A 23012-nucleotide genomic window follows, 5' to 3' on the forward strand; every position below is an offset into this window, starting at 1 on the left:
CTTCGCGGCGTGCTTCTTCGCGGCGTGCTTCTTCGCGGCGTGCTTCTTCGCGGCGTGCTTCTTCGCGGCGTGCTTCTTCGCGGCGTGCTTCTTCGCGGCGTGCTTCTTCGCGGCTTGCTTTTCCGCGTCTTACTTCTCAGCGCTTTCACCGGCCGGCCTGACGCCGCCGCGCTCCTGCCATTCCCGGCGGGCCACGCGCGAGCGGGCGAACGCTTCTTCGAGCGCCGCACCGTCCGATGCTTCGATCGCCGCGCGAAAGCGCGCGAGCACGGCCGTGTAATCGTCCAGTTCGGCGAGCAGCGCGGCGCGGTTCGCCAGACAGATGTCGCGCCACATTTCCGGACTCGACGCCGCGATGCGCGTGAAGTCGCGAAACCCGCCCGCCGCGAATGAGAATTTCAGCTCGGCGTCCGGCGTCGCGAGGATCTGGTCGACGAGCGCGAACGACAGCACATGCGGCAGATGGCTCACCGAAGCGAACACGCGATCGTGCTGTGCCTCGCTCATCTCGCGCACGCAGGCGCCGGTGGCACGCCACATCGACGCGATGCGTTCAACGTCAGCGGGTGCGTTCTCCGCCAGCGGAGTCAGCACGACATTGCGTCCGACATACAGCTCCGGCAATGCCGCATCGACGCCGCTCGACTCGCGGCCCGCGATCGGATGCCCCGGCACAAATTGCGCGATCCGCGCGCCCAGCGCCTGCCGCGCGGCCGCGACGACGTCGCTCTTGGTACTGCCGGCATCGGTGACGATGGCGTGCGGGTCCAGCAACGGCGCAACGCGCGCGAGCAGCGGTCCCGTCTGCGCGACGGGCGCGGCGAGCAGCACGAGATCGGCGCCCTCGAGCGCGCGCGTCAGCGCGGGAGTGTCGTCGAGGGCGACGGCTTCGTCGATCACGCCGAGTTCGAGCGCCCGCGCCACCGACTGCGCCGACCGCCCCACGCCGACGATCCGCCCTGCAAGACCCGCGCGTTCACGCAGCGCGCGCGCGAGCGATCCGCCGATCAGGCCGACGCCGAGGATAACGAGTTTATTGAAAGAGAACGCAGCCACGGGGGACATCGATAAAAACGCGTCGTGCGACGCAGGAAACCGGACCGCCGCGCACGCGCGACGGCAACGAAGCCGTCAGCGGGCGCGCGGATACGAACCGAGAATCTTGAGGAACGCGGCCTTGTGCCCGAGTTCGTCGAGGGCGGCGGCGACGGACGGATCATCGCGATGGCCTTCGATGTCGATATAGAAGTAGTACTCCCACGTGCCGGCACGCGCCGGTCGCGACTCGAAGCGGTTCATCGACACGCCGTGCGCCGCGAGCGGCTCCAGCAGCTTGAACACCGCGCCCGACTCGTTCTTCACCGTGACGATCAGCGAAGTCTGATCGTGGCCGCTCGAACCCGTCGGCTCCCGCCCGATGATCACGAAGCGCGTGCGATTGTGCGGATCGTCCTGGATCATCGAGAACACGACGCCGAGGCCGTAATGGGTCGCCGCGCGGTCGCCTGCGATGGCCGCGACCGTCGCATCTTCGACCGCCATGCGCGCCGCCTCGGCGTTGCTCGATACCGCCTGCCGCTCCAGATGCGGCGCATTGGCGGCGAGCCAGCGCTGGCACTGCGCGAGCGCCTGCGGATGCGCGCACACGCGCTTGACGCCGTCGAGCGTGCCGGACGCCGTCAGCAGGTTGTGATGGATCGGCAAGGCCAGTTCGCCGCCGATCAGCAACGACGTGGACAGCAGCAGGTCGAGCGTGCGCGACACGGCGCCTTCGGCCGAATTCTCGACCGGCACGACGCCGTACTGGGCCGCGCCGGCTTCGACCGCGCGGAACACTTCGTCGATCGACGGACACGGCACGCCATGAATGGAATGTCCGAAATACTCGAACATCGCCTGTTCGCTATAGGTGCCGACCGGGCCCAGGAATGCCGCGCTGATGCTCTGTTCGAGCGCGCGGCTCGCGGCCATGATCTCGCGCCAGATCGACGCGATGTGGTCGTCCGCGAGCGGACCCTGGCTCATGGCCTGAAGCCGCGCGATGACCTGCAATTCGCGCTCGGGACGAAACACCGGTGCGTTGAAATGCTTCTTCACCTCGCCCACTTCGAGCGCGACGGAGGCACGCTGGTTCAGCAGCGCGATGAGTTGCGCGTCGAGCGCGTCGATGCGCTCACGCAGGGGTTTGAGTTGCGAATTGAGATCGTCGTCCATGCGGTGCTAGATGTGTGATGCCGGTTTAAGCGCTGGCGCGCTCGAATTCCTTCATGTATTCGACGAGCGCCTTGACGCCCTCGACCGGCACCGCGTTGTAGATCGATGCCCGCATGCCGCCGACGGACTTGTGGCCCTTCAGTTGCAACAGCCCGCGCGCCTTGGCGCCGGCCAGGAAATCCGCGTTGCGCGATTCGTCGGCGAGAAAGAACGGCACGTTCATGCGTGAACGGTTCTGCCGCTCCACCTTGTTGACATAGAAAGCACTGGAATCGATGGTGTCATAAAGCAGCTTCGCCTTCTCGACGTTGCGCGCTTCGATCGCTTCCAGTCCGCCCTGCTTCTTCAGCCATTTGAAGACGAGCCCCGCAATGTAGATCGCATAGGTGGGCGGCGTGTTGTACATCGAGTTGTTTTCGGCGACGGTCTTCCACTCGAACGCCGACGGACAGATGGGCAGCGCCCGGTCGAGCAGATCCTCGCGCACGATCACGACCGTCACGCCCGCCATGCCGATGTTCTTCTGCGCGCCGCCAAAGAGCACGCCGTACTTGGCGATGTCCATAGGGCGCGAGAGGATGTGCGAGGAAGCATCGGCGACGAGCGGGATATCGCCGAGATCCGGAATCTCGAAGGCCTCGACGCCGTCGATGGTTTCATTCGAGCACAGATGCACGTAGGCCGGATCGTCGGACAACTGCCATTCGTCGAAGGCCGGCACGCGCGTGAAGCCCGCTTCCGTCTTGCCGCTGGCCGCGAGATGGGCCGTGCCGTATTTCTGCGCTTCCTTGAATGACTTGGTAGACCATGAACCGGTCACGATGAAATCGACCGTGTGCTTACCGGCGAGCAGGTTCATCGGCACGATGGCGTTCTCGCCAAGCCCCCCGCCCTGCAGGAACAAGATGCGATGCGATGCCGGCACCTGCAGCAGTTCGCGCAGGTCGGTGAGCGCCGCTTCGTGGATCGACATGAACTCGGCGCCGCGGTGGCTCATTTCCATCACGCTCATGCCGCTGCCTTGCCAATCGAGCATTTCGTCGGCTGCTTGCTGGAGCACTTCTTCTGGCATCGCCGCGGGGCCGGCGGAGAAATTGAACACGCGCATCTGAGAAAGTCCGGATGGCAGGCGCGAAACGAACAGCGGCCAGGTGATTACCGCGTGTTCACGCCCAAAAAAGAAATGGCTGCTTGCGCTCGCGCGCAAACAGCCATTATCGCACTGTCCAGGAAACGCGCCAACGAAAGGGGCCGTGAGCCCCTTCGCATGGTCCGTCCGGACGATGCCGCCGTGCTTACTTACCCGGCTTGACGCTCGCCACTTCCTGATCGGCTTGCGTGCGCGTTGCCTTGATGGCTTGCGGCATGTACTTCTGCATCAGGCCGTTGACCACATCGCGGCCAACCTGGTCTTGCACCTGAATGAACTTGCGGCCGGTCGGGCTCTTGTAGAACGTGGTCAGATCCTTGATCTCGTCCGTCGTGTAGTACTTCGCGTACGCCTCGTACTGAGCCTGCATGGCGTCCTTGCGGAACGAGTCGGTCGCGAAGACCTGGCCCGCGGAGTCGACCAGCTTCGGCACTGCGTTCTTCTGCAGCGTCGGGACAGCAGCCTGCTTTTGCTTGTCGTTCAGCGACTTGTTTTCCGACAGCGCGTCCGAGAGGATGGCCGGGACGAGTTGCTTCGACTGCATCTGCGCGCTGTTGCCGATTGCGCCCACCAGCTTCTGCGCGTCGATGGCGTCGAGCAGGTCCTTGATCGCGGCTTGCTTGGCCGGATCAACCGGTGCTGCTGCCGGCGCCGGAGCTGCCGACGTGGCCGGCGCCTGGTTCTGAAGCGACTGAGCCATTGCGAAAGTCGGCACGAATGCGGCCAGCAACATCCACTGCTTGAAACGTCCTTGCATCATTACTCCCTGTAGAAATTATCCAGTTCAGCACTGGCCACGAGCGTTCGCGTTATCTGAAGCCGATCCGGTCATCCGCGCGGATGACCGCAATCCACCTCTTTACGCGCTGCGTCGCGCAGCTTAACCAATCCAAGCTTACAAATGCTATAACCGCGGCTAAAACGAGGTAGAACCGAGAATCGCCAACTACGCGATATCAGGCATCCTCATCGCCCGGAGCAGATTCATTGCCCGACGCATTGCCCGACGCATTGCCATTCAGCGGCGCATCGGCTTCGTCGAGTTCCGCTTCGGCTTCCGCCTCGGCGATGTGCTGCAATCCGGACAGCTTGGTTCCCTCGTCAAGGCTGATGAGTGTAACACCTTGGGTTGCGCGGCCCATCTCACGGATTTCGGACACTCGCGTGCGAATCAGCACGCCCGAATTCGTGATCAGCATGATCTCGCTTTCCGGCTCGACGAGCGTTGCCGCCACCACGCGGCCGTTGCGCTCCGACGTCTGGATCGCGATCATGCCCTTCGTGCCGCGGCCATGACGCGTGTACTCATTGATCGGCGTGCGCTTGCCGTAGCCGTTCTCAGTTGCGGTCAGCACCGACTGGTTTTCACCGCCCGCCACCAGCAGCGCGATAACCTGCTGCCCGTCTTCCAGCTGCATGCCCCGCACGCCGCGTGCCTCCCGGCCCATCGCGCGCACGTCGTTCTCGTCGAAACGCACGGCCTTGCCGGAATCGGAGAACAGCATGACGTCGTGTTGACCGTCGGTGATCGCGGCGCCGATCAGGTAATCGCCCTCGTCCAGACCCACCGCGATGATGCCCTTCTTCAACGGGCGGCTGAACGCCTCGAGCGGCGTCTTCTTGACGGTGCCGAGCGAGGTGGCCATGAACACGTACTTGTCCGCCGAGAATTCCTTGATCGGCAGCACGACGTTGATCTTCTCGCCGTCCTGCAGCGGGAACATGTTAACGATCGGCCGGCCGCGCGAGTTGCGCGAGCCCTGCGGCACTTCGTACACCTTGATCCAGTACACGCGGCCGCGATTCGAGAAGCACAGCATGTGATCGTGCGTGTTCGCGATGAACAACGTGTCGATCCAGTCGTCTTCCTTCATCTGCGTCGCCTGCTTGCCGCGCCCGCCACGCTTCTGTGCGCGATACTCGGACAGCGGCTGCGACTTCACATAGCCCGCGTGCGACATGGTGACGACCATGTCCGTCGGCGTGATCAGGTCTTCGGTGTTCAGCTCGGTCGCGTTCATCTCGATGCGCGAACGGCGGTCGTCGCCGAACTCCGCGCGGATCTGACCGAGCTCGTCGACGATCATCTGGCGAATCCGTTCCGGACGCGCGAGGATGTCGAGCAGGTCGGCGATCTGCGCCATCACCTCGCGGTATTCGCCGACGATCTTGTCCTGTTCCAGACCGGTGAGGCGTTGCAGACGCATCTGCAGGATTTCCTGCGCCTGCACGTCGGACAGGCGGTACAGCCCGTCTTCCTGCAGGCCGTACGCCAGATTAAGCCCTTCCGGCCGATAGGCCGCACGGCCACCCGAGGCTTCGGTCTCGGTGCGCGTGAGCATCTCGCGCACGAGCGACGAGTCCCAGGGACGCGCCATCAGTTCCTGACGCGCGATGGGCGGCGTGGGCGCGGCCTTGATGATGGCGATGAATTCGTCGATGTTCGCGAGCGCCACCGCCAGACCTTCGAGCACGTGGCCGCGATCGCGCGCCTTGCGCAGTTCATAGACCGTGCGCCGCGTCAGCACTTCCCGTCGATGCGACAGGAAGCATTCGATCATTTCCTTCAGGTTCAGGAGCTTCGGCTGGCCGTCGACGAGCGCGACCAGGTTCATGCCGAACGTGTCCTGCAACTGCGTCTGCTTGTACAGGTTGTTCAGGATGACTTCGGGCACTTCGCCGCGCTTCAGCTCGATCACGACGCGCATGCCACTCTTGTCGGATTCGTCGCGGATGTCGGAGATGCCTTCCAGCTTCTTCTCGTTGACGAGTTCGGCGATGCGCTCGAGCAGCGTGCGCTTGTTCACCTGATACGGGATTTCGTCGACGATGATCGCCATGCGCTGGCCGCGGTCGATCTCTTCGAAGTGCGTGGTCGCGCGCATCACGACGCGCCCGCGGCCCGTGCGATAGCCGTCGCGAACGCCGGCGACGCCGTAGATGATGCCGGCGGTCGGGAAGTCGGGCGCGGGCACGATCTCGATCAGTTCGTCGACCGTGGCTTCCGGCGTATTCAGCAGATGCAGGCAGGCGTCGACGATTTCGCGCAGGTTGTGCGGCGGAATGTTGGTGGCCATGCCGACCGCGATACCCGCCGAACCGTTGATCAGCAAATTCGGGATTCGGGCCGGCAGGACGAGCGGCTCGTTTTCGCTGCCGTCGTAGTTCGGACCGAAGTCGACGGTTTCCTTGTCGATGTCGGCCAGCAGCTCGTGGCCGATCTTCGCCATGCGGATTTCGGTGTAGCGCATGGCGGCGGCGTTGTCGCCGTCGACCGAACCGAAATTGCCCTGGCCGTCCACCAGCATGTAGCGCAGCGAGAAAGGCTGCGCCATGCGCACGATGGTCTCGTAGACGGAGGCGTCGCCGTGAGGATGGTATTTACCGATGACGTCGCCGACGATACGCGCAGACTTCTTGTACGCGCGGTTCCAGTCGTTATTCAGCTCGTGCATCGAATACAGCGCCCGGCGATGCACCGGCTTGAGGCCATCGCGGACATCGGGAAGCGCACGTCCGACGATCACGCTCATCGCGTAATCGAGATACGAACGGCGCATTTCCTCCTCGAGGGAGATTGGCAGAGTCTCTTTGGCGAATTGATCCATTATCCGTGTCTTGAACTGTGCAGCGGCGACACGGCAGCGCGTTCGTGAGCGTCGAATTCGGGTTCGAATGCTCGTTACGCGCCCGCCAGCCGCGTGACATGCGCCGCGCGGCGGCCTTTCTTATAGGGCCGACGTCCGCTGCATGCCTCGCTGTATGCCTCGCTTAATGGCTTTGCTTCATGGCTTTTCACACGCTGCGAACGCAACGCATCAGGAAATTCTACCATGCGCACCCTGCCCGACCGGACGCCCTGCGTATACATAGTGTGTGTATCCAGATCCGCCGACATTACCCGGATGGCGAATCCGAAGTTCGCAATGCGCAATGCTGTTCCAAACATTTACAAAATCGCGGGAACGCGTATCGTCGGTTCGTCATGTCGGCGGGCTATGATGCCGCCTCGCCGTTTTATCCGCGGCAACGAATTCGACGAGTAAATCCCGCACAAAATGGCACTCAGGCACGTAATGTGCGCAGGTTTTGCGCCTTCTTTGGCGTGCGCCGCTTCCTGTCCCTTTCATGTTGCGGAAGCACCACATAAGGTTGCGGGGCTTGAGGGTGCGGGGATATTTTTATCGTTGCAAGGGAACGATATGGCAAAATGCCAACGCACAAAGTTAGACACTGCTCGAAGTCTACACAGCGCGTTTTGTTCCGTAGGGAATGTTATACTTCGAGCAATGTATGACTTGTCTTCGTCTACAGGCTCGCAGTAAACCTGCGGTAATCTCAATTTCGAGAGGAGAAATATGAATAAACTTTCAAAGCTCGCGTTCATTGCAGCTACCGCAGTTATGGCTGCATCGGCCTCGGCGCAGTCGGTGCCGGCCTCGCGACAAGCAGTGAATGATAACTGGGTGAACGGCACGGGCGAATATGTGTGGATGAACGGCACGAACGAACTGTGCTGGCGCGATGCGTTCTGGACCCCGGCTACGGCAAACGCGAAGTGCGATGGCGCGCTGGTCGCGCAAGCACCGACGCCGCCGGCACCGGTTGCTCCGCCGCCGCCGGTCATCCAGTCGCAAAAGGTTACCTACCAGGCTGACGCCCTGTTCGACTTCGACAAGGCCGTCCTGAAGCCGGCTGGCAAGCAGCAACTCGACGATCTGGCATCGAAGATCGGCGCGCTGAACCTCGAAGTTGTGGTTGCAACGGGTTACACGGACCGTATCGGTTCGGACAAGTACAACGATCGTCTGTCGCTGCGCCGCGCGCAAGCTGTGAAGGCTTACCTGGTCAGCAAGGGCATCGAAGCCAACCGTGTCTACACGGAAGGCAAGGGCAAGCGCGACCCGGTTACGGGCGGCAAGTGCCAGCAGAAGAACCGCAAGCAACTGATCGCCTGCCTCGCACCGGATCGTCGCGTGGAAGTCGAAGTTGTCGGCACGACGCGTCAGCCGCAGCAGTAATCGCGAGTTGGATTGCCGCAGATCAAACCCCCGCTTCGGCGGGGGTTTTTTTATGCCTTTCTTCAGGCTTGCAGCTTGTCCTGAACACGCTGGGCCCACACTCCCCCGGCAATCCGGGCCGGCGCCTTTTTGCCCGCCTCCGGAGACGCCTATATACTCGGCCTAATCGATAACCGAGCGCATGACGACTCAATCCAAGGCAATTCCCAACATGACCAATGTCGATCCCCACGAACTACAAAAATTCAGCGAGCTGGCGCATCGCTGGTGGGACCCGAACGCCGAGTTCAAGCCGCTGCACGAACTCAACCCGGTTCGTCTCGACTGGATCGACGCCCACGCCCACCTGATGAGCAAGCGCGTGGTGGACATCGGCTGCGGCGGCGGCATCCTGTCGGAATCGATGGCCACGCGCGGCGCCAGCGTCAAGGGCATCGATCTCTCGTCGAGCGCGTTGGGCGTTGCGGATCTGCATAGCCTCGAGAGCGGTGTCGAAGTCGCCTACGAGGAGATTTCGGCGGAAGCGCTCGCCGCGCGCGAGCCCGCGTCCTACGACGTCGTCACCTGCATGGAAATGCTCGAACACGTGCCGAATCCCGCCGGCACCGTCGCCGCATGCGCCACGCTCGTGAAACCGGGCGGCTGGGTATTCTTCTCCACGCTGAACCGCAACGCGAAGGCCTATTTGTTCGCCGTCATCGGGGCCGAGTACATCGCGCGCATGCTGCCGCGCGGCACGCACGATTACGCGCGCTTCATCAAGCCGTCGGAACTCGCGACCTTCGCGCGCACGGCATCGCTGCTGCCCGTGGATATCAAGGGCATCACCTATCGGCCGATCTCGAAGCGCTTCGGATTGTCGAACGACACGAGCATCAACTACATGATGGCTTGCCGTCGCGAAGCCTGACGCCATGAACCCAGAAGATCCCCTCGTTACGGGCACCCTCGACACCCAGCCATTGCCGGACGACCCCACGCCCCTGCCCCAGCGCGTCGCCGAACGGGACGGTCTCGGGCTCTGCCAGGCCGTGCTGTTCGATCTCGACGGTACCCTCGCCGACACCGCGCCCGACCTCGTCGCGGCGGTGAACAAGATGCGTCACGACCGTGGCCTCGAAATGCGGCCGCTGGAACTGCTGCGGCCGTTTGCGTCGGCGGGTGCGCGCGGGCTGCTGGGCGGCGCTTTCGAGATTGGCCCGGAACATCATGACTTCGCGGCGATGCGCGACGAATTCCTCGCCAATTACGAAGCCGATTTGTGTATCGAGACGACGCTCTTTCCCGGCATCCTCGAACTGCTCGACCAGCTCGATGCCCGCGGCGTGCGCTGGGGCATCGTGACGAACAAGGTGACGCGGCTGTCCGAGCCGCTCGTCGCGCTGCTTGGACTGGACGCGCGCGCCGGCTGTCTCGTCTGCGGCGACACGACGCCGCATTCGAAGCCCCATCCGGCGCCGCTGCTGCACGCGGCTGAGTTGCTCGATGTCGCACCGGAGCGCATCGTCTATGTCGGCGACGATCTCCGCGACGTGCAAGCGGGTTTCGCGGCCGGCATGATCACGGTCGCAGCCGCCTATGGCTATTGCGGCGACGACATTCCGCCGCGTCGCTGGCATGCCACCCATGTGGTGGACACGCCGGAGGAGCTGCAGCAGCTGCTGCGTGACATCGGTTGAGAAGCTGCTGAAATGATGGCTTGAGAATCCCGCAGTTCGCCCCATCTGGCGTTTCGTGGGATAATCATCGTTCAGTTTTGGGGGCGACCTGGTTTCGACAGGGGTTGTGAAGCGGTCAGGGCATACCGAGGACCCGTCACCTCGTTAATCAATGGGAAAAACGTAACTGCAAACGACGAAACGTTCGCACTGGCTGCCTAAGGGCTAGCCGTCCTCTCACTAATTCGCTGACGGGTTAGGGTAGCAATACCACGAGAGGTCATATACGTCAGATAAGCCTTTGCGGCGTCGCGACGCCAAGGTCGAAAATTTAGTGAATCGCCGTCACGCAGCGTGTTCGTCCGCGTCGTGGCAGTTAAATCAAAAGACAGAACTAAGTATGTAGAACTGTTCGTAGAGCGCTTCTGGACGCGGGTTCGATTCCCGCCGCCTCCACCAGAATCCTCCAGAAAACCCGCATAAGGTCATCGCCTTACGCGGGTTTTTTTTCGCCTTCAGTCTCGCCCTTTGCGTCCATGGTCTTGGCAGCGGCAACCGTTCGCTACAGCGACGGCGCGTTTCAACCTCCTCTATTTCAGATTTTTCTAGTAGCGCGCATCGCGGTTTTTTTCGAGACTCTCATCTGATCGCCACAGTACTTTTCGGGCGAGCAGTTCGCAAACGTTCGAGCGCCCCGACCCCGTTCGCTGGGCACCGTGAGCGTTTCGTCGGTGTTGCACGCGACAGGGTCCAGGCGAGTGAGTTCGCGCAATCAAATCATCTTCGCGGCTGGCTCGGACGTTTTCATTTTGTTCACGCCCCGAAATGACTCGAAACCGTCCCGTGCGGCCCAGTCCCGGAACAATTAAGTGAACGGAAAGGAGAAGCATGATGAGCGGGCAAGCGCCTGTGAAGCCGCGTGCGGCGCGTCGCGTTCCTCTCGAAACCGTGTGCTTTTCCGACACGCGCGGACAGGTGAAGGGGTTTGCGCACGGCTGGTTCTTCTGGGTCCATGAGGCATTCAAGGGAGCGCTGGACATACGCTTCGTCGAACGAATCGACGCAAATATCACCTTGGCATTGCGCGAGAGGAACGCTCAGGAAAGGTTCGAATTGTCGCTTTCAGACTTGCGTCGCCGAAGACGCGAAAGCGTCGAGATGAAGAGCAACTTCCAGGAGATCATGAAAATCTCGAGGAAGGTCATGCTGGAAACAGAGACATCCTCGCCGGCGTACACGTTTCGAGCAGGCGATTCGTTCGAGAGCCGGTGCGGCGAGTGGTACCTGCAAGTGACGCACGAAACTGTCGAGAAGATCGTAGGTATCGGCGACGATACGTTGATCAGCCATGAAGTACTCGGCGTCACGCTCTATCGTCGTGCTGATGGCTCCGACACGCGCTGGATCAGGCAACGGTCCGTCGAGCTGCATCAATCCGATCTTGCCGCGCTTCTCAAAACCGGCTCGGCCGCGTCCATCGATCTCATCGCTGTGAGCGTCGAGCCAGCCTCTGCAACACAGATCGCCTTGTTCTGAACCGGCTGGGATAAGGCGTGTGGCGAACGCCGCCGACAATTCGCTCGCCTCTCACGCGATTTCATCATGATGAATCGCCCGATTTTCATACATGCAATCGCTTAGCCAACAAGACCGCGTTTTCTTGCTGACGCTCGTTGACTTTCTTTTCCAGATCATATTTTTCGGACTTATCGCTTATGCGATATCGGTAGTAACGAAAAATGAGGATTGGTAGTCGGCCGCGCTCGCACTCCAGCAAAAGTTCAAAGAGGTTTTTCCCGGCTCATCTGCAAAGCCTGATCGAAGTCATGCCCGCGGATGCGCAACGATTAGAAAAGGCCGTGGCAAACGAAGAGGCCGTACAGCGCCTGATCCAGTATTTTGGCGTGTCGAGTTTGACAGAACTCACGGATGAACTGACTCGCATGGCACCCGTCGAGCAATTGCGTGTCGCCAGCACGCTAGTGAAGAAGGCAGGAGGCATCGCGCGCGCCAACGACGCAATCGACCGAACCGTTAAAAATGGCATGGGCAAACCGGCGTGTCTTCTCGTGGACGGCTCGACCAGCCGGGCAAAGCCGCTGGCAACCGTGATCGGCTACGAGACCCGCCTCGAATTTCAGACCGAGACACCCGAGCTGTCAGCCGTGCTGACCAGGATGGGCATTGAATACGCGTCCGTGCGGTCGCTGCGACTGGCTGAGTTCAAGCAAGTCTTCAGCAGACTGGGCGCGCTCTATCCGGATTGCATGTACGCATTCAACCTGATCGAGAAGACGCGCTATGTCGAGCCGCGCGATGCGGCCACCGCCAACGGGAACGTGCGCGTCGTTCCGAGGCGCGGCTGAACCCGCGACACCCATCCGACCTGAATTTCGAAAATCAACACAGTCACCGCCACTATTCAATTATTCAACCTGTCACATTAACCAAAACATGCAGTTCGCATGATCCGAACGATTTTCATCAAATGACCGCCCGATTTTTTGATATTAATCATAAAAACTCCGTCGTAACGTGAAACGATACTTGAACCAGAACATGTAGTTCGCACAAGTCGAACCATTTTCACGACATGACCGCCCGAGTTTTTGATATTAACCAGAAGCACTCAATCGCCACACGAAACAATGCAAGTCAAGAACTCTGAACGATGGGCCTCGCGAGGCCGTAGACGCTGGATCATCGCCGCTGCGGCTCTCTTCACCGCGCTTTTTGTCCGCCTGATGCTGCACCCGCTGCTCGGCCCGATCATGCCGCAAATCACCTTCCTCCTGGCCGCCGTGCTCGTGGAATACTTCTGCGGCCTCGCCCCTGCCGTCATCGTCATGCTGACGGGACTGTTCATCTCGATCTACATGTTCGTCCCGCCCTACGGCAGTATCGGCCCTATCGATCAACCGCTAGTCGGCCTGATGCTTTCCTACTTGCTCATTGCCATTCTCGTAATCACGCTGATCGAACACCTGAAGCGCGCACAATATCGCGGCGAACTGCTGGCGTCCGTCGCGCACTCCCGCTATGAAATGCTATTGCGCGGCGACAACGAACGCCTCCTCACGCGTCGCGCCAACGATGAAATGCATCGCATGCTGCATCACATCTCGCATTTCAACCAGTCGCTGATTCTCATCAAGGCGCTCGATCCCGCGACTGGCGCCCGCACGCGCGGCAGCGTTGCGGCAACACCCGTTCCCGCAACCGGTGATGACGTCGACGACGCACTGTTTTCCTTCGGCATGACGTTTGGCTCGAAGCATTCGCAAGTGCATCAGGAGGATCTCGCACGCGTGAGTGATCGCCTGACGCCGGGTCACTATCGCCTGCGTTTCATGAGCGGACCCGACTGGCAAACAGGCGACTGCGTGTGCGAGCGCTTCGCTACGCCGACCGGCGAATTCCTGGTCCTTCGAACGGACGACTGACCATGCGCGCCTCTCTGATCTTCCCCACGCCACGCGACGATCACGCCGTTCTCCTGTTGCATGGCCTGTCGAGCACCCCGGTGGAGCTGCGCTATCTTTCCCGCGCGCTCGCAGAGGAAGGCATCACCACTCACGCGCCGACCCTCGACGGTTACAGCGCCGGCATGGGGCACGCGCCGATGGGGCAGTGGATCGACGCGGCGCTTGCCGAGTTCGACGCACTCGCGGCACGGCACGAGCACGTCTCGGTGTGCGGCCTGTCGATGGGCGCGACGCTGGCGGCCGCGGTCGCGCAGCAGCGCCCGAACGTGCGCGCGTTGCTGCTGCTGTCGATCACTTTGAACTACGACGGCTGGGCGATACCGTGGTACCGCTTCCTGCTCGACGCCGTGTATTTCACGCCGTGGCGCTCGCGCTACCGTTACCGCGAGCACACGCCGTACGGCGTGCGCAATGAGGCGCTGCGCGAGAAGATCGCCCGCGCGATGCAGAGAGGCGACATCAGCGAAGTGGGGCCTGCGTTCATTACGATGCCTGCGATTCACGAGGCCAGCCGGCTTGCCGAAGCGGTAAACCGGAAGCTGAACTGCATCGGTGCCGACTGCCTCATCATTCACGCCATCGACGATGAAACCTCCAGCCCTCACAACGCGCGCCTCGTCGCGGCCAGCATCAAGGCGCCGTTTCTCCGCACCATCTGGCTCGACGACTCGTACCACATGATCGCCTCCGACAACGAACGGGAGGTCGTCGCGCGCGAATGCACGCTGTTTCTGCGCGAGAGCGCCGCGTCTTCCGCGTCCTGCGCCACGCCGACCCCGGTCGTCTCGCGAGCGCTGGCCCGACGTCTGCGACAGTTGAGCGCCGTGGCGCGGAAGCCATGATGTTCGAAGCAACGGCTGCGAGGCGTGCAGCGGCGCTTGCCGCGTTCGCCGTATGCGGCACGACAAGCGTCGCATACGCCGATGAACCCGAAACGCCAGGCGACTGGAAAGTCTCGATCGGACCCGGCCTGTACGTCTTCCCGAAGTTCCCCGGCTCCTCGCAGCTTCAGGTGCTGCCCTTCCCCATGCAGGATATCTCCTGGAAAGACCGGGTCTTCTCGCAAGGACCGGACGTGCTCGGCGTCAACGCGCTGCAGGGCGACAACTATCACCTGGGGATGTCGGTGAGCTTTGACTTCCAGTCGCGCTCGTCGTCCGATTCCCCACGGCTCAGCGGCTTGCCCAATGTTCACTATGGCCCGAAGCTGCGTCTGTTCGGCGACTACACCGTGTGGGCGTTCACCGGCGCGGCGGCGGTGTATCAGGACATCGCGGGGACCGGCCAGGGTCTGACGGCGACGGGCGATCTGCTGGTATCGGCGCCCGTCGGCAAGTGGCTGTTCTCGATAGGTCCGGGCCTCACGTGGGCCAACGGCGAATACACGCGAACCTTCTTCGGCATCACGCCACAGGAAAGCGCGGCATCCGGCTTGCCGCGTTACGACACAGGTTCCGGCCTGCGCGACGTTCATTTCAACGTCAGTGCGACCGGCACGCTCAACCGGCACTGGTCGGTGAATATCGCGGCCGTCGTGGGCCGCCTCGAGCACAACGCAGCTGGCAGCCCCATCACCGAGCGCCGCCTCGACCTCAACGGCACGGCCTCACTGCTTTATCGCTTCTGAAACTTTCGCCGAAGCACTCCCGCACCCCATCCAAAAAAGACCCCGCACGAAGCGGGGTGAAGATCCTTGAGAGACGTGGCAAGAGCCTCCACGATCCCGCCTACGCAGAAATGAATCGGCGCGCAACCCTTGCCTTCGAATCGGAGCGGTCCGCCAACCCCGCCTGAGGCCGTTTGCGACACCACACCGCATCACCGCTCCGCACACATGTTCGTTCGACCACCGACCGCCTGACTCGCGCAAGCGCATTCTCCTGCTTTATCCTGTGAACCAACGGGCGCGCCGGCGTCGCTGACGGGGACAGCATGGGCAAAGGCATATCGGTGAGTCGCAGCGTGACCGCGTGGCTGTCCCTGGCGCGTGCCGCGCTGCTCGCGATCCTCGCGCTGTCCCCGCTTACGGCAAGCGCCGCCGCGCCCTCCGCCGATTGCAGCGCCGGCACGCTCGTCACCGTGGTCGCGCATCTCGACGACGACCTGCTGTTCGTCAACCCCGGCATCAGCGACAAGCTCAAGGCGGGCTGGTGCGTCACCGTCGTCCATCTGATCGGCGGCTCGAACGACGCGAAGTTCGACTACGTCGTGCTGCGCGAGACCGGCACCCAGCTCGCCTATGCCCGCATGGCCGGCGTCGCCGATGAATGGGACGAATCGACCGTCATGTTCGCGGGCAAGCCGGTTCATCAGATCGTGCTCAAACCCCAGCCGAAAGTGAAGCTGCTGGAGCTGCGCCTGCCCGGCGGACACGTGCGCGGCGGCAAGGTGCCGCTCGGCCTGCTCTGGGATCGCGGCGAGACTCTCACCACCCATCCGATGAACGCCGACGGCAGCGGCGCAACCCGCTACGATCGCGCCTCGCTGAGCGCGACGCTGCGCGAGATCCTGTCGCCCGCCACGGACATCTACACGCTCAATCCGGATACGGTCGCCTTCATGGAGCACCCGGACCATATCTACGCTGCCCGCATCACTCGCGCGGTCGCGCAGAGCCTGAAGCGCAGCGTACCGATCAGCTATCACATCACGTATCCGACCGGCGGCCTGCCCAAGAACCTGAGCGCCGACGAGATCCAGACGAAGCGCGATGTCGTCGGCAGCTATTTTGCGATCGATGGCAACGAGGCAGGCCACGTCTTCGGCGAATACATGTGGGACGGCAACTGGGTGGCGCGGCGCTATCGCACCACGGCCCGCTCGAACGATCCCGGCCCGGATTTCCAGTTGCGACCGTTCCAGCTCGTCAACGAGTATTCGAGCCGCTGCATCGATTCGTCCGGCACCGGCCGCGCGCCACGGCTGGCGGCGTGCTCGGGCGCGCCGTCGCAGAACTGGTTCTGGCAGCAGTTGCCGGTCATGCCGGGCGACAAGAACGACGCCCTGCTCGTCAACGCCGCGACGCGCGGCTGCATCGCGGAACGCGATGCGGGCTTCGTCGAACAAGCCTGCAGCCCGTCGAGCCCGGCGCAACGCTGGACGCCGTGGGACTTCGGCTTCGTCTACACGCCGCTCGATCACTGCCTCGGCGAAAAGGACGGCCTGCTGGACGCCGGCCGCTGCTCGATGTCCACGGCGCAGTACCGCTGGTCGCCCTCGCCGCAGACCGTCTGGACCGACGCGCGCCAGGAAGGCGCCCTCTATGGCGACGTGAAAGGCGCGGGCCGGGACAGCGTCGTGTACGTGCAGCGTCGCAAGGACGGGCCGGGCTTCAACGTGTGGGTGGCGGAGATGTCGCGCATGGACCAGGCGTCGCCGTGGTACCTGAATGCCGTGCCGTTCGATCCGCACGCGACGCTCACGCCCACCTGCACCGGCGACGTACTCTGCTTCGACAGCGCGCGCTTCCTGCTCGCGGATGTCGACGGCGACGGCCGCGCCGACCTGATGGTCATCACGCCGCGCAACGGCGGCACGGCTTTCTGGCTGCTGAAAAGCACGGGCGCGCACTTCGCGGCGCCGCGCCTCTGGTACCAGACAAGCGCCGACTGGACGCCCGCCGACGCGCAGCAATACGTTGCCGGCGACTTCAACGGCGATGGCCGCGCCGACGTGCTGATTGCCCGCAAGCGCCACGACGCGGGACTCGATCTCGACGTGCTGACGGCGGGTCCGGCGGGCGGCAACGCGCCTGTGCGCTGGCTGACGGCGCCCGAACTCGACGCGGGCGCGCGCTTCATGCCCGCGCGCGTCGCGGGCGCGGCTGACGCGCGCCGTGCGGGACTCGTCGCGCTGGAGGACGTGAACGGCGCGCTCACGCTGTCGCAGTTCACGAGCAGCGGGAGCGGCTTCACGCCGGCCTATCGCACGAACGTCTGGCCGCAGTTCCGGGCGCCGTTCGTGAAAGTGGTGGCGGGCGATATCGACGGCGACGGCATCGACGATCTCGTCGTGCTCGAACCGCGCGGCGACGCAACCGGCACCCGCGTCTTCACGATGAAGGGCGGCAAGGTGTTCGGCGCGGCCCGCGAAAGCGCAACGCTCGCCGATACGTCCTACGCCGACTCGATGCCCGCGCTGATCCGCCGCGACGAGCACGACAATCACGCGACGCTGGTGTTCTTCAGACGCGCCAACGCGCGTCTCGGCGAGTTCTACTACACGGGCGGGCCGCCGAGCGTCGCGGGCCGCGACTTCGACACGGGCTTCAATCTCGGCCCCGTGCAGTTGTGGGGCGATCTGCCGGGGCTGTTCTCCGAGTCGTTGTGGCTCAAGACACTCGGCTATTGGGGCCGATGAGAACGACCCCAATCCGAATTCAGCCCAGACCAACCCGCAGGTTCAGTACATCGCGCGCGATCGCCAGATAACGGTCCGCCGTGCCCTGCAAGGTGAGACCGTTGAGCGGACGTTCGGCGCGCGGCTGTGTGAGCGCGTCGAGGAGCCCGCGCGCATAGGCGTCGATGTCGGCGGTATCGAGCAACTGCACGCCGGCAAAATTGCTCGCGAAGCCGAACGCGGCAATCGCACTCGCCACCACCGGAATGCCCGACGCAAGCGCCTCCAGAAAGCTGATGCCCTGCGACTCGAAGCTCGACGGCATCGCGAACACCGACGACGCACGCAGGATCTGCGCGACCTGCATCTGCGGCCCGTCGATCGCCACGCGCTCGGTGAGCCCCAGTTGCGCAACGCGTTGGACCACGGCCTTGTGATACGCGACATTCTCGATCACGCCGCACAGCCGCAGGCGCGCATCGGGATGCACGCGGGCCACGTGTGCGAAGGCTTCGACCGTCTGCAACTGGTTCTTCTCGGGAATGTAGCGGCCTACCTGCACGATCTGCTTGTGCGCAACCGGCGCGGCGGGCAGCGTTGCGTCCGTGAAGTGCGAGACATCGACGCCGTTCGGCACGACGATCATCGACGGATGCGAGCCGATCTCCCGCACGTACTCGTCGATGTTCTTCTGCGACACGCCGATCACCGCTTTCGCGCGCCCCGAGAGCAAGCGTTCCGCGCGCAGCAGCAGGCCGTTCGCGAAATCGTTCACGCCGGAATGCATGACCCACACGATCGGCACGCGTGTCGGCAAGGCGCGGACGTAGAGCGCGGGAATCGTCGCGTGCGCAAAGATGATATCGGGCTTGAAGGTGCGGATCGCCCGCTGCAGGAACAGCAGACGTCCGAGCCGGCCCAGCGGCCGTTTCGGAAACCGGCGGATCACGTCATGGGCCTGAAGTTCGGCGCTGATGTGAGCGAAATCGTCGTGCTCCGGCATCAGCGACGCAATGCAGACGCTGTGTCCTCCTTGCTGATGACCGATCGCCACGCCCTTCGCGATCACCTCCGCCCCTGAGAGGCGAGGCGCCAGTATGACCTGGAGAATTCGCATGTATGCTGTCCCTCGGCTATTCCGAAGCGCCCGGAGCCCGATCCGTCCTGCCAACGTAGGGTGTCCTCGTTGCCGCCGGCCGCACGCGCGATGAATCGCGTCACCGGCCAGTCAGCGCACTTCCTGTTTTTATCGTTATGAGAATCAAGGCGCCCGCCGGGAAAATCGCAGAGCACCGCGCACGGTTAACGTACTCCTGACGTCATATCAAACGCACGCCATCAGGTAGTGTTTTTCGGTCGCGGCAGAAAAGTGCGTCGAACGGTACGGCGGCGCGTCAATCGGACGCGGTTGCACGGGGACAAGCGGCGGGAGGAGAGACGCGGCGCGAGAACACGCGCCGCGGTAATACAGGCGCTGAAAATCAGTTCGAGCCGTCTTTCGGGCACTTCAGGTTACAGCCGTTCGGGTCGCCGGAATCGCCGCGGCGGCGCATCGCGGACTTGCCGTTCTGATACTTCTCCGACGGCGCGGAGGCGGCGAACTGCATCTGCGGATGTTCGTTGAGACGGAACTGGTCTTGCAGGATGCCGCCTGGCATGCCAGGCGAATTCTGGGCAAAGGCGACAGGAACCAGATAAGCGGCGCCGGCGACGAGCGCGGCAGCGGAACAGGCAAGCAACGAGAGTTTCATGGCAATAGTCGCGCGGCGAAACCGCGTCTTGAACGAAGAGGCTGACAGCAAAGCGTTAGGTTAACCCAATTCGCCGCCCATGGCAGTTCCGAAACCGGTTCAACCTCTTACCGCGCATTGCGGCGCATTACCCGCGCAGCCCTTCATCGACATCGACCACCGTGCCGCAGCGCGCCGGATCGTAGCCTTCGAGGTGCGCGACGCTATCGGTGAAGCCGGGGCTGCGCAAAGTGCGCAGGACCGAGGCCAGACGCGCCTCGTCGAGCCGAGCGCGTTCGCAGGCGAAGAAGTAGTCCTCGTCGATGATCGGAATGAAGTCGAGCGCGAAATGCTGCGCCGCAGGCTGCACGCCAAAGCCGAGATCCGCCATGCCGCTCGCGACGAACGCGGCAATCGCCGAATGCGTGAGTTCCGTGGTCGCATAGCCGTTGATCTGGTCCGGATCGACCCCTACGCTCCGCAACGACAGATCCAGCAGCATGCGCGTGCCCGAACCGGGCTGCCGGTTCACGAAGCGCACGTCGTGGCGCGCGAGATCGCGCAGGCCCATGATCCGCTTCGGATTGCCCTTCGGCAGAAACAGACCCTGCGTGCGACGCGTGAGACGGATCAGCTGATGCTTGCGCTGATCCAGCCAGGGACGATAGATGTCGGCGCAGGTCGAACGAAACTCGCCGATCGGCAGATGGAAGCCCGCCAGTTCGCACTCGCCGCGCGCCAGCGCGCTGACCGCCTCCGCACTTTCCCGATACTTGATGTCGACCGGCACGCGCTGCTCGCCAAGCGCACGCACGAGTGTCGCGACCGCGTAGCCGTGCGACGCGTGGATCCGCACCTGCATGACATCGCCCGCAAGGCGCCGGTTCAGTTCTCCCGCTACTTCGCTCGCCACGGCTTCCAGTGGCGCTGCAAGCCGGTCTCCGCAGACCCGCTGCGCACGCAGCACGGACTCGCCCAGTTCGGACAGCACCGAGCCCCGTCCGCGTGACTTAGTGATGAGCGCGCCGCCGAGACGCGCTTCGATATCCCGCAATAAACCCCACGCATGCCGATAGGACAAACCCTTAGCGTTCGCGGCATTCGCGATGCTGCCTGTTTGCGCGACCAGCTGCAGCAGCGGCACAACCGCGCTGAGACTGGTTTCCCGGCCATCGGCGTCCCGCAGCACCAGCTCCGCACGGCATTCGACATCAACCATATGTACTCCCCCCTCCTATTGCCAGGATATATCACGACGCCTATTGTTCTTTTACAGGCTCGGCACCTGAAATTATATCGACTCAAATATGTACCACAAAACATATGCCGAGCGTTGGAGGAGCCCCCCATGACACCTACGCAGCCGAATGCCGCTGCATCTGAAGAGCTGGTGCGTCGTCACGCCGTGCAAGGCGCCACCTTGATGACCATCCTGCATGCCATCCAGGACGAAGTCGGCCATGTGCCGGAGACGGCCATTGCGCCGCTTGCACGGACCTTGTCGCTGTCGCGCGCCGAAGTGCATGGCGTCATCACCTACTATCACCATTTCCGTTCCGCGCCGCCCGCGCGCGTCACCGTGCAGCTGTGCCGCGCCGAAGCCTGCCGCAGCATGGGCACGGAAGCGCTGAAGGACCACATCGAAGGCCATACGGGCTGCCGCTTCGACAGCGGTCACGCCGAAGACACCGAGCTCGAATCGGTGTTCTGCCTCGGCCAGTGCGCGCTGTCGCCGGCGATGATGATCAACGGCGAACTGCACGCGCGCGTGACCCCCGCGAAGTTCGACCGTCTCCTTGCCGCCGCACAGACCAAAGTGTCGGAGGTGACGGCATGACGCGCATCTATGTTCCCGTCGATTCCGCCGCGCTCGCGCTGGGCGCGGAAGCCGTCGCCGAAGCCGTCGCGCGCGAGGCGCAGCAACGCGGCCTCGACGTGCAGATCGTGCGCAACGGCTCGCGCGGCCTCTTCTATCTCGAACCGCTGGTCGAAGTCGAAACACCCGAAGGCCGCATCGGCTATGCGAACGTCGAGGCCGAAGACATCGCCGCGCTGTTCGATGCCGCTTTCCACGAAGGCGGCGCGCATGCGAAGCGCGTCGGCGTCGTCGACGAGATTCCGTATCTCAAGAACCAGCAACGCCTGACCTTTGCGCGCATCGGCATCACGGATCCGCTGTCGATCGACGATTACGTCGCGCTCGGCGGACTGCAGGGCCTGCGCAACGCGCTCGACATGAATGGCGACGCCGTGGTCGAGTCGCTGATCGATTCCGGTCTGCGCGGACGCGGCGGCGCCGCCTTCCCGGCCGGCATCAAGTGGAAGACGGTGCGCGCGGCGCATGCGGACCAGAAGTACATCGTCTGCAACGCGGACGAAGGCGACTCGGGCACGTTCTCCGACCGTCTCGTGATGGAAAGCGATCCGTACATGCTGATCGAAGGCATGATCATCGCGGGCGTGACATGCGGCGCCACGAAGGGCTACATCTACGTGCGCAGCGAGTATCCGCATTCGATCACGACGCTCAACCGCGCGATCGATCGTGCCCGCGACGCCGGCTGGCTCGGCGCGAGCGTGCTGGGTTCGTCGCATGCGTTCGAGCTCCATGTCGCGAAAGGCGCCGGCGCGTATGTGTGCGGCGAGGAAACGGCGCTGCTCGAATCGCTCGAAGGCAAGCGCGGCATCGTTCGCGCGAAGCCGCCGGTGCCCGCGCTGGTCGGCCTGTACGGCAAGCCGACCGTCATCAACAACGTCATCACGCTCGCCACCGTGCCGATCATCTTCGCGAAGGGCGCGGCGTTCTATCGCGACTTCGGCATGGGCCGCTCGCGCGGCACGCTGCCGTTCCAGATCGCGGGCAACGTGAAGCAAGGCGGACTCGTCGAACTGGCGTTCGGCGTGACGCTGCGCGAACTGATCTACGAATATGGCGGCGGCACCGCGAGCGGCCGTCCGGCGCGCGCGGTGCAGGTCGGCGGCCCGCTCGGCACCTATCTGCCGGAAAGCCAGTGGGACATCCCGCTCGACTACGAGGAATACGCGAAGGTCGGCGCGGTGGTGGGTCACGGCGGTCTCGTGATCCACGACGACACCTCGAACCTCGCCGAACTCGCGCAATACGCGATGCACTTCTGCGCGCTCGAATCGTGCGGCAAGTGCACGCCCTGCCGCATCGGCTCGACGCGCGGCGAGGAAGTCATCGCGAAAATCCGTGAAGGCGATACCTCGGTGAAGCAGATCACCCTGCTGCGCGAACTGTGCGACACGATGGTGTCCGGTTCGCTCTGCGCAATGGGCGGCATGACGCCGTTCCCGGTGATGTCCGCACTCGATCACTTCCCGGAAGATTTCGGTCTGCCCCGTACGCCCGCACAGAAGGCGGCCTGAGCACGCGACTGAGCGAACAGAAGGAG

The 23012-nt window shown here is 63.2% G+C and carries 19 protein-coding genes and 1 other RNA gene; 12 read left to right on the top strand and 8 right to left on the bottom strand.

All coding sequences use genetic code 11. The annotated features are described in order from the left end of the window. Positions 1-129: 129 nt before the first annotated feature. The 5 genes from QCE63_RS11550 to gyrA all read right to left on the bottom strand — a co-directional run bounded on the left by QCE63_RS11550 (position 130) and on the right by gyrA (position 6972). Positions 130-1065, bottom strand: coding sequence for a prephenate dehydrogenase/arogenate dehydrogenase family protein (locus QCE63_RS11550; RefSeq protein WP_309832962.1), 936 nt, complete (start codon positions 1063-1065; stop codon positions 130-132). Between the two features lie 66 nt (positions 1066-1131). After that, the gene (gene pheA, locus QCE63_RS11555) at positions 1132-2214 is read right to left on the bottom strand and encodes a prephenate dehydratase (RefSeq protein WP_309832963.1); all 1083 of its coding nucleotides are present in this window, start codon (positions 2212-2214) and stop codon (positions 1132-1134) included. A gap of 25 nt (positions 2215-2239) precedes the next feature. Next, positions 2240-3322: a 3-phosphoserine/phosphohydroxythreonine transaminase gene (serC, locus tag QCE63_RS11560; protein WP_309832964.1), complete on the bottom strand. Its 1083-nt coding sequence runs from the start codon at positions 3320-3322 to the stop codon at positions 2240-2242. A 187-nt stretch (positions 3323-3509) separates the two neighbouring features. Continuing rightward, complete coding sequence (locus tag QCE63_RS11565) at positions 3510-4121, bottom strand: DUF2059 domain-containing protein (protein ID WP_309833788.1); 612 nt, start codon at positions 4119-4121, stop codon at positions 3510-3512. A 199-nt stretch (positions 4122-4320) separates the two neighbouring features. After that, positions 4321-6972 carry a DNA gyrase subunit A gene (gene gyrA / locus QCE63_RS11570; protein WP_309832965.1) on the bottom strand — a complete coding sequence of 884 codons (2652 nt, stop codon included), beginning with the start codon at positions 6970-6972 and terminating at the stop codon, positions 4321-4323. A gap of 750 nt (positions 6973-7722) precedes the next feature. Here gyrA and ompA point away from each other — a divergent pair. The 10 genes from ompA (at position 7723) to QCE63_RS11620 (ending at position 17887) form a co-directional block, all read left to right on the top strand. Then, on the top strand, positions 7723-8385 hold the full coding sequence (ompA, locus tag QCE63_RS11575; protein ID WP_309832967.1) for an outer membrane protein OmpA: 663 nt from the start codon (positions 7723-7725) through the stop codon (positions 8383-8385). 211 nt (positions 8386-8596) lie between these two features. Continuing rightward, positions 8597-9295, top strand: coding sequence for a bifunctional 2-polyprenyl-6-hydroxyphenol methylase/3-demethylubiquinol 3-O-methyltransferase UbiG (ubiG, locus tag QCE63_RS11580; protein ID WP_309833790.1), 699 nt, complete (start codon positions 8597-8599; stop codon positions 9293-9295). A gap of 4 nt (positions 9296-9299) precedes the next feature. Further along, complete coding sequence (gene gph / locus QCE63_RS11585; RefSeq protein WP_309832968.1) at positions 9300-10064, top strand: phosphoglycolate phosphatase; 765 nt, start codon at positions 9300-9302, stop codon at positions 10062-10064. A 79-nt stretch (positions 10065-10143) separates the two neighbouring features. Next, positions 10144-10502: a transfer-messenger RNA gene (gene ssrA, locus QCE63_RS11590) on the top strand. A 432-nt stretch (positions 10503-10934) separates the two neighbouring features. Continuing rightward, the gene (locus tag QCE63_RS11595) at positions 10935-11579 is read left to right on the top strand and encodes a hypothetical protein (RefSeq protein WP_309832969.1); all 645 of its coding nucleotides are present in this window, start codon (positions 10935-10937) and stop codon (positions 11577-11579) included. 290 nt (positions 11580-11869) lie between these two features. After that, entirely contained in the window at positions 11870-12409 is a 540-nt protein-coding gene (locus tag QCE63_RS11600) for a hypothetical protein (protein WP_309832970.1), read from the top strand. Between the two features lie 282 nt (positions 12410-12691). Continuing rightward, entirely contained in the window at positions 12692-13486 is a 795-nt protein-coding gene (locus QCE63_RS11605) for a DUF4118 domain-containing protein (protein WP_309832971.1), read from the top strand. 2 nt (positions 13487-13488) lie between these two features. Beyond that, entirely contained in the window at positions 13489-14370 is an 882-nt protein-coding gene (locus QCE63_RS11610) for an alpha/beta fold hydrolase (RefSeq protein WP_309832973.1), read from the top strand. Further along, positions 14367-15155, top strand: a complete 789-nt coding sequence (locus QCE63_RS11615; RefSeq protein WP_309832974.1) for a MipA/OmpV family protein — start codon at positions 14367-14369, stop codon at positions 15153-15155. The genes QCE63_RS11610 and QCE63_RS11615 overlap by 4 nt, the downstream gene beginning before the upstream one ends. A gap of 305 nt (positions 15156-15460) precedes the next feature. Further along, positions 15461-17887 carry an FG-GAP-like repeat-containing protein gene (locus tag QCE63_RS11620; protein WP_309832975.1) on the top strand — a complete coding sequence of 809 codons (2427 nt, stop codon included), beginning with the start codon at positions 15461-15463 and terminating at the stop codon, positions 17885-17887. 19 nt (positions 17888-17906) lie between these two features. Here QCE63_RS11620 and QCE63_RS11625 read toward each other — a convergent pair whose 3' ends face one another. The 3 genes from QCE63_RS11625 to QCE63_RS11635 form a co-directional block, all read right to left on the bottom strand. After that, positions 17907-18983, bottom strand: a complete 1077-nt coding sequence (locus QCE63_RS11625; protein WP_309832976.1) for a glycosyltransferase family 4 protein — start codon at positions 18981-18983, stop codon at positions 17907-17909. A 364-nt stretch (positions 18984-19347) separates the two neighbouring features. Next, positions 19348-19617: a hypothetical protein gene (locus QCE63_RS11630; protein ID WP_309832977.1), complete on the bottom strand. Its 270-nt coding sequence runs from the start codon at positions 19615-19617 to the stop codon at positions 19348-19350. Positions 19618-19744: 127 nt separating this feature from the next. Next, entirely contained in the window at positions 19745-20815 is a 1071-nt protein-coding gene (locus tag QCE63_RS11635; protein ID WP_309832979.1) for a substrate-binding domain-containing protein, read from the bottom strand. A gap of 129 nt (positions 20816-20944) precedes the next feature. On the opposite strand from QCE63_RS11635, the gene QCE63_RS11640 reads away from it, so the two are divergent. Beyond that, positions 20945-21433, top strand: coding sequence for an NAD(P)H-dependent oxidoreductase subunit E (locus QCE63_RS11640; protein ID WP_309832980.1), 489 nt, complete (start codon positions 20945-20947; stop codon positions 21431-21433). Then, positions 21430-22986 carry an NADH-ubiquinone oxidoreductase-F iron-sulfur binding region domain-containing protein gene (locus QCE63_RS11645; RefSeq protein ID WP_309832981.1) on the top strand — a complete coding sequence of 519 codons (1557 nt, stop codon included), beginning with the start codon at positions 21430-21432 and terminating at the stop codon, positions 22984-22986. The genes QCE63_RS11640 and QCE63_RS11645 overlap by 4 nt, the downstream gene beginning before the upstream one ends. Positions 22987-23012 lie beyond the last annotated feature (26 nt).

The sequence above is a fragment of the Caballeronia sp. LZ065 genome, assembly GCF_031450975.1.
GTDB lineage: Bacteria > Pseudomonadota > Gammaproteobacteria > Burkholderiales > Burkholderiaceae > Caballeronia.